This is a genomic window from Pelosinus sp. sgz500959, from assembly GCF_042610375.1.
Lineage (GTDB): Bacteria > Bacillota > Negativicutes > DSM-13327 > DSM-13327 > CTSoil-075.
This window is the reverse complement of record NZ_JBGJZL010000002.1, coordinates 1-15,628: the sequence shown is the minus strand read 5'-3', so window position 1 is coordinate 15,628 and position 15,628 is coordinate 1. Positions and strand designations below refer to the sequence as shown.

18 protein-coding genes are annotated in these 15,628 nt (G+C 35.8%); all 18 read right to left on the bottom strand.

Annotation, left to right across the window (positions count from 1 at the left end; genetic code table 11):
• Window positions 1–12: 12 nt before the first annotated feature.
• Complete coding sequence (locus tag ACAN52_RS02715) at window positions 13–477, bottom strand: chemotaxis protein CheW (protein WP_378951871.1); 465 nt, start codon at window positions 475–477, stop codon at window positions 13–15.
• 14 nt (window positions 478–491) lie between these two features.
• A complete protein-coding gene (locus ACAN52_RS02710; protein WP_378951868.1) occupies window positions 492–2,558 on the bottom strand; it encodes a chemotaxis protein CheW in 2,067 nt (688 codons plus the stop codon).
• A gap of 17 nt (window positions 2,559–2,575) precedes the next feature.
• Window positions 2,576–3,619, bottom strand: a complete 1,044-nt coding sequence (locus ACAN52_RS02705) for a chemotaxis response regulator protein-glutamate methylesterase (protein ID WP_378951865.1) — start codon at window positions 3,617–3,619, stop codon at window positions 2,576–2,578.
• Window positions 3,620–3,642: 23 nt separating this feature from the next.
• Window positions 3,643–4,290, bottom strand: a complete 648-nt coding sequence (locus ACAN52_RS02700; protein WP_378951862.1) for a flagellar brake protein — start codon at window positions 4,288–4,290, stop codon at window positions 3,643–3,645.
• Between the two features lie 36 nt (window positions 4,291–4,326).
• Window positions 4,327–5,217, bottom strand: a complete 891-nt coding sequence (locus tag ACAN52_RS02695; RefSeq protein WP_378951859.1) for a MinD/ParA family protein — start codon at window positions 5,215–5,217, stop codon at window positions 4,327–4,329.
• Window positions 5,214–6,398: a flagellar biosynthesis protein FlhF gene (flhF, locus tag ACAN52_RS02690; RefSeq protein WP_378951857.1), complete on the bottom strand. Its 1,185-nt coding sequence runs from the start codon at window positions 6,396–6,398 to the stop codon at window positions 5,214–5,216. Before flhF ends, ACAN52_RS02695 begins: the two co-directional genes overlap by 4 nt.
• Window positions 6,399–8,471 carry a flagellar biosynthesis protein FlhA gene (gene flhA / locus ACAN52_RS02685; protein WP_378951855.1) on the bottom strand — a complete coding sequence of 691 codons (2,073 nt, stop codon included), beginning with the start codon at window positions 8,469–8,471 and terminating at the stop codon, window positions 6,399–6,401.
• 19 nt (window positions 8,472–8,490) lie between these two features.
• A complete protein-coding gene (gene flhB / locus ACAN52_RS02680) occupies window positions 8,491–9,648 on the bottom strand; it encodes a flagellar biosynthesis protein FlhB (protein WP_378951853.1) in 1,158 nt (385 codons plus the stop codon).
• On the bottom strand, window positions 9,596–10,381 hold the full coding sequence (gene fliR, locus ACAN52_RS02675; RefSeq protein ID WP_378951851.1) for a flagellar biosynthetic protein FliR: 786 nt from the start codon (window positions 10,379–10,381) through the stop codon (window positions 9,596–9,598). The genes flhB and fliR overlap by 53 nt, the downstream gene beginning before the upstream one ends.
• 18 nt (window positions 10,382–10,399) lie before the next feature.
• Window positions 10,400–10,669, bottom strand: coding sequence for a flagellar biosynthesis protein FliQ (fliQ, locus tag ACAN52_RS02670; RefSeq protein WP_378951848.1), 270 nt, complete (start codon window positions 10,667–10,669; stop codon window positions 10,400–10,402).
• A gap of 11 nt (window positions 10,670–10,680) precedes the next feature.
• Entirely contained in the window at window positions 10,681–11,418 is a 738-nt protein-coding gene (fliP, locus tag ACAN52_RS02665) for a flagellar type III secretion system pore protein FliP (RefSeq protein ID WP_378953077.1), read from the bottom strand.
• 32 nt (window positions 11,419–11,450) lie between these two features.
• Window positions 11,451–12,017 carry a flagellar biosynthetic protein FliO gene (gene fliO / locus ACAN52_RS02660; RefSeq protein WP_378951845.1) on the bottom strand — a complete coding sequence of 189 codons (567 nt, stop codon included), beginning with the start codon at window positions 12,015–12,017 and terminating at the stop codon, window positions 11,451–11,453.
• Between the two features lie 2 nt (window positions 12,018–12,019).
• Window positions 12,020–12,382: a response regulator gene (locus tag ACAN52_RS02655; protein ID WP_378951842.1), complete on the bottom strand. Its 363-nt coding sequence runs from the start codon at window positions 12,380–12,382 to the stop codon at window positions 12,020–12,022.
• A 50-nt stretch (window positions 12,383–12,432) separates the two neighbouring features.
• A complete protein-coding gene (fliY, locus tag ACAN52_RS02650) occupies window positions 12,433–13,530 on the bottom strand; it encodes a flagellar motor switch phosphatase FliY (protein ID WP_378951839.1) in 1,098 nt (365 codons plus the stop codon).
• Window positions 13,523–14,527, bottom strand: a complete 1,005-nt coding sequence (gene fliM, locus ACAN52_RS02645) for a flagellar motor switch protein FliM (protein ID WP_378951836.1) — start codon at window positions 14,525–14,527, stop codon at window positions 13,523–13,525. Before fliM ends, fliY begins: the two co-directional genes overlap by 8 nt.
• 62 nt (window positions 14,528–14,589) lie before the next feature.
• A complete protein-coding gene (gene fliL, locus ACAN52_RS02640; protein ID WP_378951833.1) occupies window positions 14,590–15,063 on the bottom strand; it encodes a flagellar basal body-associated protein FliL in 474 nt (157 codons plus the stop codon).
• Between the two features lie 148 nt (window positions 15,064–15,211).
• Window positions 15,212–15,406, bottom strand: coding sequence for a flagellar FlbD family protein (locus ACAN52_RS02635; RefSeq protein WP_378951830.1), 195 nt, complete (start codon window positions 15,404–15,406; stop codon window positions 15,212–15,214).
• Window positions 15,407–15,467: 61 nt separating this feature from the next.
• A partial coding sequence (locus ACAN52_RS02630) for a flagellar basal body rod C-terminal domain-containing protein (protein ID WP_378953076.1) occupies window positions 15,468–15,628 on the bottom strand: 161 nt, incomplete at its 5' end.

The following is a 15,628-nucleotide window of genomic DNA, read 5'->3' as shown; positions in this document are numbered from 1 at the left end:
ATGTTAGGTCAGCTATGCGGGAGTTGCTTCTTGACCGATTCCAGTTATTTCTTCTAAGTTCAATAAAATAAGTAATCTATTTTCTAATTTTCCAACTCCGCTTAGATAATTAGCGGAGACACTACCAGCAACAACATCAGGAGAATCAATATTTTCTTGATTGATTGTCATGACTTCTGATACAGCATCAACAATCATACCCACTGATATTTCTTTCACTTTTACAATAATAATTCGTGTATTTTCTGTCAACTCCTGCTGAGGTAAATTAAGACGTCTTTTTAAATCAATCACTGGCAATACACTGCCGCGTAAATTAATGACACCTTTAATATATTCAGGAGTATGAGGTACTCGAGTAATTTCAGTAATACGCTTAATTTCCTGGACTTGTAAAATACTTACACCATATTCTTCTTTTCCTAATTTAAAAATGACTAATTGTATTTCACGATTTGCATATTCTTGCTCTAACATCTATCATTACCTCCTTATTGAATCAATGAAGCAATATCTAAAATAAGTGCCACTTGACCATTACCCAAAATAGTTGCACCAGCAATCACTTTGATGCCTGCTAAAAGTTTCCCTAAGGATTTAATAACAATTTCTTGCTGACCGATCAAATTATCAACAATAAATCCAGCTTTTAATTCACCAATATGTACAATAACAACAAATAATTCTTCTTGATCTTGTTGTTCAGCTTCAGGAGTATTTAACATTTTTGCCAAACGAACAATTGGAATAATTTGGCCCCTTAGTAAAATCACTTCTTTGTTTTGCACGGTTTTGATATCTGTGGACTTAATATTAATTGTACTATCAATTGATCCTAAAGGAATAGCATAAATTTCCTCGGAAATATTAACCAGCAATGCCTGAATAATAGCTAACGTTAAAGGTAAACGAATCTTAAATTTACTACCTTCATTAATTTTGGTTTCAACATCAACCATCCCACCAAGAGATTCAATTTTATTTTTTACAGCGTCCATACCAACGCCTCGCCCTGATACATCTGTGACAACTTCAGCCGTTGAAAAGCCTGGCATAAATACTAATTTAACAGCTTCGTTAGCATCCATTTTATCAGCTTCAGCCTGAGTAATGAGCCCTTTTTTCACAGCAATTCCTTTAATAATATCTGGATTAATACCTTTTCCGTCATCCTCAACCATAATAATAACATTATTACCTTCATGACGAGCAATCAAGCGGACTTCACCAATAGGATTTTTCCCTTTAGCTTGTCTTTCTTCAGGTTTTTCAATACCATGATCAATGGAATTGCGTAACAAATGAACTAATGGATCACCAATTTCATCAATTACAGTACGATCCAATTCTGTTTCTTCGCCTTGAATAATTAGGTTAATTTCTTTACCCAGTCCATGGGACAGATCACGTACCATTCGTGGAAAGCGATTAAATACCTGTCCTACAGGAACCATTCGTACCTTCATCACTACACTTTGTAAATCAGTCGTCACACGATCCATTTGTTCAATCGTTTCAACTAGATCTGTTAATTTATGAGTAAGACCAATTTGCTCCAACCTGGTTTTATTGATGACAAGTTCTCCAACAAGATTTAATAAAGCATCTAATTTATCAATATCGACCCGCACAGACTGACCACTTTTATTTTTTTTATCACCACTGATCGCCATCGGAGTAGGCGCAACGACAGGCGTAGGTGCAGAGATAGGCGTAGATGCAGAGACAGCATTATTGGTTGACACAATTTTCTCATTTGCAGACACAGTAACTTGCTGCTCTTCATTTATAGTAGGAACTTCAGAAATTACATATGGGACAACAACAGCTTTGTCAATCTCTGAAATTGATAGAACTGTTTGTTCTATCTTTTCCACATCACTGCCTGTAATAAGGATCGCCTGAAAACTAAGATCAAATTTTTCTTTTTCTAAATCCTCAACGACTGGAATGGTTTTTATCACTTCACCAATTTCATCAAGGGCATTCATCACCATATAAGATCGAGCTGATTTTAAAAGGCAGCCTTCACGTAAATAGATATGTATTTCATAGGTTCTCAAACCTTGAGTTTGGGCTTTAGTAACAACAGATAATTCAGTCTCACTCAACTCTATCGTTGAAGGCTGTACCGCTGCATTCTTAGGCTTTGTTTCAATCACAGAACTCTGCACAGGTTCGCCTTTCGCAAGTGCTTTAAGTTTAGCAATTAAAGGTTTACTATCAATTGAGCTTTCGCTGTTTGTAGCAACACTTTCCACCAATTGTTCTAATGTATCAACACATTTAAAGATGGTGTTAATAATCTCAGGATTTGCTTGCAATTGACTTTTACGCAACATATCAAGAATATTTTCCATCTCATGAGTTAGTTCTGCAATTGTTGTAAACCCCATTGTTGCTGACATGCCTTTAATGGTATGAGCACTACGAAATATTTCACCAAGTACTGATAAGTTATCAGGAGCATTCTCTAAGTCCAATACACAACTATTCAAATTTTGTAAATGTTCTCGAGATTCCTCTAGAAACATTCCCATGTATTGATTTGTATCCATAATCGTCGCCTCCACATTTATTTAATAACGGCTTTGACAATTTCTGCAGCAATTGCTGGAAGGGGAACTACCTTATCCACTACACCTAATTCAATGGCTGACTTCGGCATCCCAAAAACTACTGCTGTTGATTGATCTTCAGCAATCGTATAACCTTGTTGCTCTTTAATCGCTTTTATGCCTTTGGCCCCATCGTGACCCATACCGGTAAGAATGACACCTACAATTCGGTGTCCATAAACCTTAGCAACCGATTGAAACATGGGATCTACTGCGGGCCGATGTCCTCCAATAGGAGGATCTTGATTTAATTTTATTACTTTCTTATTGCCTTCGCGCCCTATTTCCATGTGATAATCACCAGGAGCAATTAAGACTAAACCAGGGCGTATTACATCATTATGTTCAGCTTCCTTTACAGTTAATGCTGATAATGAGTTCAAACGATCCGATAAAGATTTAGTGAATCCTGGCGGCATATGCTGTACAATTACTACGCCACAAGGCAAATCACCTGGTAATTTTGTGATAATTTCTTGCAAGGCTCGCGGTCCACCCGTGGATGTTCCAATCGCTAAGATCCTTTCATCACCAGGCGATATAGGGGTATATGCAATCGGTTTAATCGCCGGTAACACTTTAGCTGTTTTTTCAACAAGCCTAAAAATTTTTGCATGAACTGCAGCTCGGCTTTTAGTTAATATTTCATTACTAATACCAGCAATACTCGACATGATTCCAGCTGTTTTAGCAACAAAGTCCACAGCACCTAGCTCTAAAGCACGTATTGTCGCCTCTGCACCGTCACGTGTTAAACTACTAATCATCAATACTGGTGTTGGCGTCTCTTTCATAATAACTTCTAAAGATTTTATGCCATCCATGATTGGCATTTCAACATCCATTGTAATTAAATCAGGTTTTAATTGTTTAACTTTATTCACAGCATCCATACCATTACGTGCTGTGTCAATGACGACAAAATCGGGTTCAGCGGAAAATAAGTCAGATAATAGCTTTCGCATAAAAGCAGAATCATCAACAATTAATATTTTTATCATGCTATCACCCTACCTCCCCTAAGTCATAATCCTTTTTGGCGCTGTTCCAATTGTTTCTTAAAAATGAATTTACTTATTTTATCACGAATCGCCTCATGAACACCTACAAATTTAATACTAATCCAATATAGTTTCCGATCTTCTTGAGGCTGATTCATTCGAACAACTTCTCCGTCGACCTGAAAAATTCCAAGATCAGGAAAATCTAGTAATAAGTTAACTTGTTTCCCCACTTTTATCGTCTGGTCACAGATGACACATAAACCACCAGCACTCAAATCTTTTGTCACTGCTTTAATCGATATCACTTCATTTTGCTCATTATCTGCTGGATATTCGATCTCCACAGGTAGCGGAACATTAAAACGAACGAACGATCGTTGCTGAGTTTTAACAATATCAAAAGGCATCGTTACAATCCATATTGGTAAAGGAGTCATTTTTCGATCTACAAAATTACTTTTAAAAGAATAAGCTCCTCTTCCATCAAAAACCTTACCATAAAATATGCTACCTCTTTCATGAAAGACAGGATAACCTTTTTTCATAGGCATCGCAATGATCATATGATTATGTATAATTTCCTCAATGCGACTCGTATACTGTTGATCTTTTATATTTTTCGATAACCTAATTTCCAATCGCTGATTAACTCTAAAAAAATTTTCCACTGTAATAAACGATTCCCCTCCTTTACTATCCATAACTCATTGCATTAATCCTACTAATTTATCGAAAAAACCTCTGATTCCATTACTTCTTTTACTATTTTTACCATACAATAAGCGAGTAGCAATCTTTTCGATACAATGTGCTGATATCGTAGTAGGAAATGCTAATAATAAAGGCATTTGCTTCTTTACAGCTCGAATTAAATTACTATCTTCAGACACCGTGCCGAGACTCGTCAGTGATAGATTTAAAAAATCCAAAGCAACCTTAACTAGTTTATCAGTTGCGATCTTACCTTCATCTACTTCAACAACACGATTAACAACCAACCTTAATATTCCTGTTCCACGATGATGTACAAAAGTCTTCATCATTGCATAGGCATCTGTAATTGCAGTAGGTTCTGGAGTCGTAACAATGATCACTTCATCAGCTGCAATTACAAAATTCATTACATTTTGATTGATACCAGCTCCAGTATCAATCAAAATAATTTCAGCCCAATTATCTAATAGAGTCAGTTGATTAACAATATGTGCCAATTGTAAATTGGTTAAGTTAGTCAATTTGTGTATCCCTGACCCACCTGCGATAAATTTTATTCCTAAAGGACCTTCAATGATAATATCATTTAAGGAAAATCCACCTTCCAATAAATGGAGTATATTGTATGGAGCAGAACAACCTAATACCACATCAACATTACCCATACCCAAATCAGCATCAATAATTAATACTTTTTTCTCCAATTTAGCTAATGCTATCGCTAAATTGACAGTAAAATTAGTTTTGCCAACCCCACCTTTACCACTTGTAACTGCAATAACACGTGCCTTACTATGATTAGCTTTAATCACTGCACTTTGTGGCTTGCTAGGGATAACTTTCACCATTTTCCGTAACTTTTCGGCTTGATCCCACATCATTCGTCTTTAAAAATCAGTTGTTCTAATTTTTGAGCATCAACCAATTCAATATCATCAGGAACATTTTGCCCATTGGTCATATAAGATAATGAAATCGGAGTCTGATATAAAAGATTAATCATAGTACCAGCATTCCTAGCTTCATCAAGCTTAGTAAAAATGACTTTATATGGTGAACATCGTGAAAATTTTTCCACAATATCTAACGCATCTTTATATTTTGTTGTCGCACTCAATACTAAATGCTTTTCAATAGTATCATCTATTTTTAAAAGATTTTCTAATTCTTCTAACTGATCATGATTATGGGGACTACGGCCTGCTGTATCAATTAAGATCAGCTGTTTATCTTGATTACAGTCTAAAATTCTTTTAAGTTCATCAGCAGTATATACAACATGGATCGGTATTCCCATAATATCTGAATATGTTTTTAATTGTTCAACTGCAGAAACGCGATAAGTATCGGCTGTGATTAGCGCAACACTATATTTGTCTTGAATTGCAAATTTTGCGGCGAGCTTTGCAATAGTTGTTGTCTTCCCAACGCCTGTTGGTCCAATAAATGCAACAATTTTTCTCCCCGTTTCAGAAACTTCAATTCCTTCAATCCCCTGTAATTTTTCTTTAATCTGTTCTAAAATCATTTTTTTAAATTCTAAACTAACAAAAGCATCATTTTCACTGTCAACGGGCATACTCTTTATGATTTCTTCTGCAATATGGAGCTCAATATCATTATTAATTAAAAAATCAAGAACTGCTGACTTTTTAACTTCAGGTGATTCTTTACGTAAAACTTGCTCTAATAGAGTACGCATATTCATCAGTTCACGTTGCACTGCAACTAAATTTTTGTCATCTTTATCTGGTGGCTGTGAAATTTTCTTTTCAATGATAGGAAGAACGGGAACATTTGGTGTGACTACATCTATTTTAGGTTGTACTATAGGCTGTACTGTTGGTTGTACTGTTGCTGGTTCTACTTGTTTTTCACTCACATTAGCAACAGGTGTATCAATAGCAGCCATCACCTCTACCTTTTCTTTCGCGAAAAATCCAAAAATGCCACCTTTGCGAAAAGTACGTGTATGCAAAATAATTGCATCACGCCCCAGAGCATTCTTCACCTGCGCCATTGCATCTTGTATCGAATCTGCAGTAAAAAATCTAACCTTCACTTATATTCTCACCATCCCTAATGCTTGCACTTCGACTTTAGGTTCTAATTCAGCGTATGATAAAACAATTAAATTAGGGGCACTGCGTTCAATTAACTTATGGAAATAAGTTCTAACTGCAGGATTGGTCAACACAATAGGTTGATAACCTAAATTAGTAATTTTAGGTAATTCTCTTGATATGCTTGCCATAATAGCCTGTAATACATTAGGATCAAGTGCCACATAGGAGCCACTTTCAGTACGTTGGACTGCACCTGTAATCTTATTTTCTAATTGTAAATCAACAGTTAAACATGTCAGAGTATTATTTTGAGCATATTGTTTTGATATCTGGCGAGCCAAAGCATGACGAACATATTCAGTTAGAATCTCAGTATCTTTAGTCAGTTGTGCATAATCAGCCAAAGTTTCTAAAATTGTCACCATATCACGAATTGAAATACGTTCACGTAACAGCTTGGCAAGTACTTTTTGAATATCACCAATTGACAATAAATTAGGCGTGACATCATCGACTACTGCAGGATTATTTTGTTTGACAGCATCAACCAACGTCTGCACTTCTTGTCGACCAAGTACCTCAGCAGCATGGGATTTAATCACTTCTGTAAGATGAGTAGCAAGTACCGATACAGGATCTACGACGGTATACCCTGCAAGCTCTGCGTCCTCACGTTTTGTTTCTTGAATCCACAATGCTGGTAAACCAAAGGCTGGTTCGACAGTTTCAATTCCAACGATTTCCTCAAATACAGTACCAGGATTCATTGCTAAATAGTGATCTAATAATAATTCGCCTTTAGCGATCTCTATCCCTTTTAATTTTATAACATATATGTTAGGTTTTAATTGAATATTATCACGAATACGAATGGTCGGAACAATAAGCCCAAGTTCAATGGCACATTGTCGTCTAATCATAACAACACGATCAAGTAAATCTCCGCCTTGGGAAACATCAACCATTGGAATCAGACTATAACCGATCTCAAGTTCCATTGTATCAATTTGTAACAACGATACAATATTCTCAGGTTTACGCACTTCTTCTTTTTCTTGCTCCTCTTGATTTGTGATCTGAGACTCTGCTACATGTTTCTCTGTGCTTTGCAGAATATAACCAATTAGGAAACTAATGCTACCAAGACTTAGAAAAGGGAGAAGTGGTAACCCTGGAACAAATCCCATTAAAATTAATACACCTGCAACAATATAGAATACCCGATGATTGTTAAAAAGCTGGTCGACCATATCATGGCCCAAATTTGATTCGGAGGCAGCTCTTGTCACTACAATACCTGTTGCTGTGGAGATCAACAAGGCTGGAATTTGATTAACCAATCCTTCACCGACAGTCAGCAGTGTATAACTTTGTAACGCTTGTAAAGGACTTAAATCACGCTGCACCATACCAATAATAAAACCACCAACGATATTAATGACAATAATAATAACCGCTGCAATCGCATCACCTTTTACAAACTTACTTGCACCATCCATCGCTCCATAAAAATCTGCTTCTCTTTGAATATTTTTACGCCGTTGATGGGCTTGTGCATCTGTAATGGCACCGGAATTTAGGTCAGCATCAATACTCATTTGCTTGCCTGGCATCGCATCAAGAGTAAACCTGGCTGCAACCTCGGCGACACGCTCAGAACCTTTGGTAATAACCAAAAATTGTATAATAATTAAAATAACGAAGATAATAAAACCAACAACTGCATTACCACCCACCACAAAGTTACCAAAAGCCATAATGACTTCACCCGCATAACCATCAAGCAAAATAAGTCGAGTTGAAGAGACATTGAGTGCTAATCGGAACAAAGTCGTAATTAATAGTAAAGAAGGAAATACTGAAAAATCCAAAGGTTCTATATTATAAACAGCAACCATGATAATAACAAGAGCGAAAGTAATATTCAATGATAACAATAAATCGAGTAAAAAAGACGGTAACGGAATAATCATCATAATGATTATTGTAATAATCCCAAGAGCTACTACAATATCACTATATTTAGCTAATTTGGATAAAACGGCAAATGGCGATGTTTGTGTAGCCAACTTTTTCGCTCCTTCTAATTTACAGCAAACGTTTTTTTAATTTATAAACATAAGCTAATACTTCGGCAACAGCCTGATATAACTCGTGTGGCACAGGTTGAGAAATTTCAACTCCAGCGTATAACGCTCTTGCCAACATTTTATTTTCAACAACAGGCACTTTGTGTTCTTTAGCAAGATCTTTGATTTTTTGCGCGATCAAATTTTGACCTTTCGCAACTACAACAGGGGCTAACATATTTTGATCATATTTTAAGGCAACAGCAAAATGTGTTGGATTAGTCACAACTACATCGGCTTTTGGTACATCTTGCATCATACGTTGCATAGCCATCGCACGCTGTCGTTCTTTAATTTTCCCTTTAAGTTGTGGATCCCCTTCAGCTTGCTTATATTCTTGTTTAATATCCTCTTTACTCATTTTCATACTTTCTTGATTTTCCCACCATTGATACATATAATCGAACACAGCCAAAATAAATAATACTGTACTAATATTAAATACTAAATCTAAAATAAGAGATGCAGTTAAGTGTAAAGAATCAATTAATTCAGAACTGATCAAAGTTGGGACTTGTTTAGTCTGCTTCATCATAAAACGATAAACAAAACCACCAACAATAGCGATTTTTAATAAAGATTTACTTAATTCAACTAAAGAACGTTTCGAAAATAATCTTCCAAAACCTGATAAAGGATTTATTTTATCAAAATTAGGCATTAAGGGTTCTAAAGAAAAAGCAAAACCGACTTGCATGAAATTTATAAATAAAGCAACGACTACAATCACACACATCACTGGTAGTGCCGTTTTCAAAAAAACGATGCTAAAACCAATAAATACATGTTGTACAGAAGTAATTGTAAAATCATCCAATACGAGATTCGAGAATATGAATTTCATATATCCAGCCAATTGATCATAAAGGTAAGAACCAATGACCTTGAGAGTTAAAAAAGCTGCAACAATAACAAATACGGAATTAATTTCCATACTTTTAGCAACTTGTCCCTTTTGCCGCGCTTCTTCTTTACGCTTCGGAGTTGCTTCTTCAGTTTTTTCACCAGCAAATAATTGCAAATCAAAAGACTCAATGATGTGGACTGTATGCAAAGACTTAGACTCAACTTGAATAGAAAAAGGATAAGAGGTGAAAAACATTTTTATACATCCCATCAAACGCCAGCTCCAAAAAAAAGATATAAAACGGTAATCCTATAGATAGGACAAAAATGCCGATAATAATTTTACCCGGCACACCAACAACAAAAATATTCATTTGCGGCATTGTCCGCGCTAAAATGCCCAGTGCCATATCCGTAAGTAGCAAGGATACAATAACAGGGAGACTTATTTTTAACGCTAGAATAAACATATTGCCAATCATATTAATCATAAATTCAGCGATCGCCACATTTACAACTAGACCTGTAACAGGTATTAATTTAAAGCTGGCAAACAAGGCTGATAATAATACATGATGACCATTCATTGCTAAAAAAAGAATAAGAGCTAATATATACTTAAAATTACCGATTAATGGTGCTTGTTGCCCAGATAAAGGATCAAGCATATTAATAATACCGAAACCAATTTGCATATCGAGCAATTGCCCTGCCATTTGTATCGCCGAAAATATCAAAGAACTGACAAACCCTAAAATTAATCCAATGATCAATTCTCCCATTACCATAAAAAAATAAGGCAAAAATTGCTCTGGTATCGGAGTATGACTATTGAAAATTAAAGGGAATATGATATAGGTAATAATAAGAGCCAAACATGCTTTGACACGTCCTGTAATATTACGACTACCAAATATTGGCGCAATCATAAAAATACCGCTAATCCGTACAAAGATTAGTAAAAAAAAACCTAACTGACCTTGAATCAAGGTAAAAAAATCCACAAATAATTACTCCTCAAATTAGCGTATCATGTTAGGCATACTACTTAAAATCTCACGAGTATAATCAACCATTAAACTGAGCATCCAAGGACCAAACACAACAATCGCAATAAAAATTGCAATAATTTTAGGAATAAAGACCAATGTCTGCTCTTGTATTTGTGTGGTTGCTTGGAAGATACTCACCATAACACCAACTAATAAGCCTAACCCCAACATTGGTGCTGATATAAGCATCACCATATATAGGGCATCACGACCAATTTGTATTGCCATATCACCTGACATAAGATCCTCCTTTAATGAAAACTGGCAATCAGAGAACTAATAATTAAATGCCAGCCATCCACTAATATGAATAATAGCAATTTAAAAGGTAATGAAATCATAGCTGGCGGCACCATCATCATCCCCATGGACATCAAAGTACTTGCTACCACCATATCAACCACAATAAACGGAATGTAAATCAAAAAACCAATTTGAAATGCTGTTTTAAGTTCACTAATAATAAACGAGGGTATTAAAGTCATGGTCGGTACATCATCTGGAGAGTTTGGACGTGGTCCTTCTGATAAATTTACAAATAAAGCCAGATCATTTTCTCTCGTTTGCTTAAACATAAAAGTTCGCATTGGTTTTAAAGCCGCTGTCATTGCCGTTTCTTGATTGATTGTCCCCGCTAAATAAGGCTGTAATCCATCTTTATTGACTTGTTCTAAGTATGGGGACATCGTAAAAAAAGTAATAAACAAAGCCAAACCAACCAATACTTGATTCGGTGGCATTTGCTGAGTCGCAAGAGCACTACGCAAAAAGGATAAGACAACAATAATACGTGTAAAAGATGTCATCATAATCAAAATTGACGGTGCTAATGTGAGCACTGTTAATGTAAATAAAATTTGCAAACTCATTGCAACATCTTTAGGATTTGCGGCAGCTTCTACACCAATATTAATATTGGGAATTGGAACCAATGGAGCCGCTTCTGCAAATATTGGTATTAGTAGTAGAAAACATAACAGAATCATCATTCTGACTATATGTTGATAATTAGACACTTGCATTACCTCTTCTCGCCTTCATGTTTTTCCTCATTCGACTGATGAGTATTAAAAACATTAGGGAATTTAGGAGATAGTCGTTGTAAGGAAGCAAGTTGCCGTTGAAATACTTTATCAAATGGAATTTCAGGTGATAACACTTTTTCTGCCTGCATTTTTTCTATTTCCACAGGATCGGTTATTTCTTGTAAGACATTAATACTATGATCTGTAACTCCAACGATCAAGAACTTACCTGCAATTTCAACAACATAAATAGCACGATTAGCCCCCATTGGCAATGTAGCAATAATCTTCTGATTGCCCATTGCCAATTTGCTTCCCATCTTTTCTCCTAAAAAGCGAGAAGCAAAATATGCAAGACCAATAACAATCGCAAAAGTTACTAATAAAGAAAATACATAAGCAAGAGTTGATAATCCAGATGAATATGCTCCTGGTTTTGATTCTTGATATTGTAAATATTCACCCGTAGGTTCTGCTGCATATACAATTCCTTCAAAAGCTATTCCAAAGAAAAAAAACATCAGCAATAACATATACAAACCTAGATAATACTTCTTACTCATTATTAACCTACTGCTTTGCGAACAGCTTCCAATACCCGATCAGGCTGAAATGGTTTAACAATAAAATCACGCGCACCAGCTTGTATGGCTTCAACAACCATAGCTTGTTGCCCCATAGCACTACACATAATTACTTTTGCACTTGGATCTAACTTTTTAATTTCTTTAACAGCACTGATACCATCCATTTCTGGCATAGTAATATCCATTGTTGTTAAATCAGGCTTTAATTCCTGCCATTTTTCAACTGCTTTAAGACCATTTTCAGCTTCACCAACAACCTCGTACCCATTTTTGCTCAAAATATCTTTTACCATCATGCGCATAAACGCTGCATCATCAACAACTAATACTCTAATAGCCATTACTATATCTCTCCTTAATTATTAAATATTTTTATTAAAATGGATAAAGTCTACTGCAAACTATAAGAACGCTCCAAAGGACTCACAATATCAGTAATTCTTACACCAAAATTATCATCAATGACTACAACCTCACCCTTAGCAATCAATTTACCATTAACCAAAATATCAACAGGTTCTCCAGCCAATTTATCAAGCTCAATCACCGAACCTGGTGATAGTTCTAAGATATCGCGAATTAATTTACGAGTTCGTCCTAATTCTACGGTTACTTGTAAAGGAACATCCATCAATAAATTAATATTACCATCGGTACTCGGCAAAGTTGGTTGTACTAATGGAGCAAATTGTACTGGTTGAACATTCACATGTTGTGTGGGTTGTGCCTTAGGAGCTGGTGCTGCAACTTGTTGTTGCACTTGTTGAGGTGCGGCAGCAGCAGGTTTTTGTGGTGTAGGAGCCGCTACGGGTGCTGCAGGTGTTTGTACTGGATTCATAAGATTGTCTACCATTTCTTTTGCGACATTAAGCGGAAGGATTTGCATAATTTCACTGTCGATTAACTCCTCAACTTCCATGCGAAAAGCAATACTGACAACATAGTCATCGGTACCTACAGCATCCGTAATAGTTGAAGCCACTGCAAAATCAATTAAATTAATATTGGGGGGTGAAATGTCAATTTTCTTGCGAAACATGGTTGACATAGAAGTAGCGACTCCACCCATCATCTGATTCATCGCTTCACTCACAGCGCTCAAATAAAGTTCATTTAATTCGGCTGGTGGATTTGTCCCATCGCCTCCCATCATTAGATCAGAAATAATTAAAGCGTCTTGTTCTCGAATTGCAAGCAAATTCGTTCCTAAAATACCGTGAGTATATCCAACTTCAATAACCACATAAGGCAGAGGATATTGCCCTTTAATTTCTTCCATGCTCACAACAGATACGCGAGGCGTAGTAATAGATACTCGTCGACCTAGTAATACTGATAAGGTAGTTGCTGCATTTCCCATAGAAATATTGCCAATTTCACCAAGAGCATCTTTTTCCATATCTGATAAATCAGGCACTGTAGGAGATGAAATTGGATCGCCCCTTAACAAGGCATCAATTTCTTCTTGGGAAAGGAAACCTTCACTCATTATTATCATCTCCTTCGGAAACCAACTGTGTAATTTGTATCGCAACTTTTCGTCCTGAAATTCCTGGTTTACCTCTAAATTTTTCACTTTGACCTATAATAATATTAAGGTCATTGTCAATTTTACTATCTAATTGTAACACATCATCAACCGCTAAACCTAACAATTCCTGTACGGTAACTGTAGCACGACCCAATTCTACTAGCATAGGTATTAAGGTCTTCTCTACTTTACGTTGAATTGCATTATTATGTTCAGCTGAATCTTGTTTTGATGTTGAAGATGCTACCCAATAAGTCGTAGTTAACTTAGACATAATGGGTTCTACTACCAAATAAGGTATACAAAGATTAATCAATCCTTCAGCCTGTCCAATCTTAATATGCAACGTCACAATGACAACCATATCATTAGGAGGTACAATTTGGGTAAACTGAGGATTTGTTTCTATCACATCTATCTTGGGTTGAATGTTAACAACTTGTTTCCAAGCTTCCTGAAAACACTCTAAAGTCTTATTGATCACCCGGCGGATAATTGCATCCTCAATATCAGTGAGTGCACGAATCTTGGCGGGCGGCAATCCAGGTCCGCCAAACAATCGATCAATAATTGAAAATACAATATTGGGATTTATTTCTAATATTGCATTTCCTTTAAGTGGAGCCATTTGGAAAACACCAATCACACTCGGGCTAGGTAACGAACGAATAAATTCTTCATATGTTAATTGATCGACAGAAGCAACATCAATATGCACAATTGTTCGAAGACTACCAGAAAGATAGGTGTTTACCAGGCGGGCAAAATGTTCATGTAACATGTATAAAGTCCGAATCTGATCTTTAGAAAATTTATCAGGGCGTTTAAAGTCATAAACCTTAATTTTCTTTTGCTTCTGCTCGTCTTTAATTTCTTCAGCGGAAACCATACCAGTGGACAATGCTGATAATAATTCATCAATTTCAGATTGGGATAATATATCAGATCCTGCCAATAGCCCTCCCCCCTTCCGACACCTTTTTAGTTACTATTATAATACAATATCAACACTAAAATCTACTGTAATACAAAGTTGGTAATATACACCTCGTAAACCTTTTCCTCACCAAAAGCTTTATTGACCTCATTTTTAACAAGCTCTTTTAATTGTTCTTGTTTAAGTGGATCAAAATCTTCAATTTTCTGTGATCGTAATACTGTTACGGCAGTATCAAGTATTTTGATTTCATCAGGAGAAGGTAATTTACCTGTAGCAGGTGCTGCCTTTTTATCAGGTTTTAATTCTAAAATCATGCCAATTTTTAAATAGCGCCCACTATTTAAACCACCAATATTGATAATTAAACCATCTTTCATATCACCTAATTTGATGAATACTCCTGGTTCATGTTGAGAAGAACTTTTTTCACCAGATTTATCAGCGACAATTTTGGTCGCAATAAAATATGAGATACCACCAGCTAACAATAAGCCGACTACAATCATCCCAACAATAAGCATCATAGGTAATTTTTTTCCACCTTCAGCCACTATTACACCTCCATTTTAGGCTAATCATTATTTTTATCAGAATTAAAAAGTAAATCACTTTTTGATTCTAGGTAAGAATGACTAAGGTTCTTCTTAAAAAATCGTTAATAACATATACATAGCCATTATCACAAAGAGCATTTATATTTTATCTAAATTTCCCCTGAAGAGCTCGCCGATAATCCATTATTTTGCGTACAACTTGATCCATTGATTCTTCAACAATCAACTTCCGTCCACTGGTCAAAGTAATGACTGTATCAGGAGTTTCCTCAATTGTTTCAATTAATTCGGCATTTAAAATAAACTCATCTTGAGCTTTAAGACGCGCTACTTTAATCATAAAAACACCTCCCTATCTTTTTACAAAACTAAATGAATAGAGGGGGAAATCCCCCCCACCACTAACGTTTGAGGTTTATTAATTCTTCTAACATTGAATCAGTTGTCGTAATAATTTTTGAGTTAGCCTGAAAACCACGTTGTGTAACAATCATATCACTAAATTGTTGTGATAAATCCACATTAGAGATTTCTAATGAACCAGAATTGAAAGTCCCTAGTC

Excerpts from the sequence above, each read along its gene's own strand:
- ACAN52_RS02705 (WP_378951865.1), bottom strand. The coding sequence starts at position 3,619 with ATGATAAAAATATTAATTGTTGATGATTCTGCTTTTATGCGAAAGCTA.
- flhB (WP_378951853.1), bottom strand. The coding sequence starts at position 9,648 with ATGGGATGTATAAAAATGTTTTTCACCTCTTATCCTTTTTCTATTCAA.
- fliY (WP_378951839.1), bottom strand. The coding sequence starts at position 13,530 with ATGAGTGAAGGTTTCCTTTCCCAAGAAGAAATTGATGCCTTGTTAAGG.
- fliO (WP_378951845.1), bottom strand. The coding sequence starts at position 12,017 with ATGAGTAAGAAGTATTATCTAGGTTTGTATATGTTATTGCTGATGTTT.
- ACAN52_RS02635 (WP_378951830.1), bottom strand. The coding sequence starts at position 15,406 with ATGATTAAAGTAGCGCGTCTTAAAGCTCAAGATGAGTTTATTTTAAAT.
- ACAN52_RS02695 (WP_378951859.1), bottom strand. The coding sequence starts at position 5,217 with ATGATGTGGGATCAAGCCGAAAAGTTACGGAAAATGGTGAAAGTTATC.
- ACAN52_RS02710 (WP_378951868.1), bottom strand. The coding sequence starts at position 2,558 with ATGGATACAAATCAATACATGGGAATGTTTCTAGAGGAATCTCGAGAA.
- fliQ (WP_378951848.1), bottom strand. The coding sequence starts at position 10,669 with ATGTCAGGTGATATGGCAATACAAATTGGTCGTGATGCCCTATATATG.
- ACAN52_RS02715 (WP_378951871.1), bottom strand. The coding sequence starts at position 477 with ATGTTAGAGCAAGAATATGCAAATCGTGAAATACAATTAGTCATTTTT.
- fliP (WP_378953077.1), bottom strand. The coding sequence starts at position 11,418 with ATGATGATTCTGTTATGTTTTCTACTACTAATACCAATATTTGCAGAA.
- ACAN52_RS02655 (WP_378951842.1), bottom strand. The coding sequence starts at position 12,382 with ATGGCTATTAGAGTATTAGTTGTTGATGATGCAGCGTTTATGCGCATG.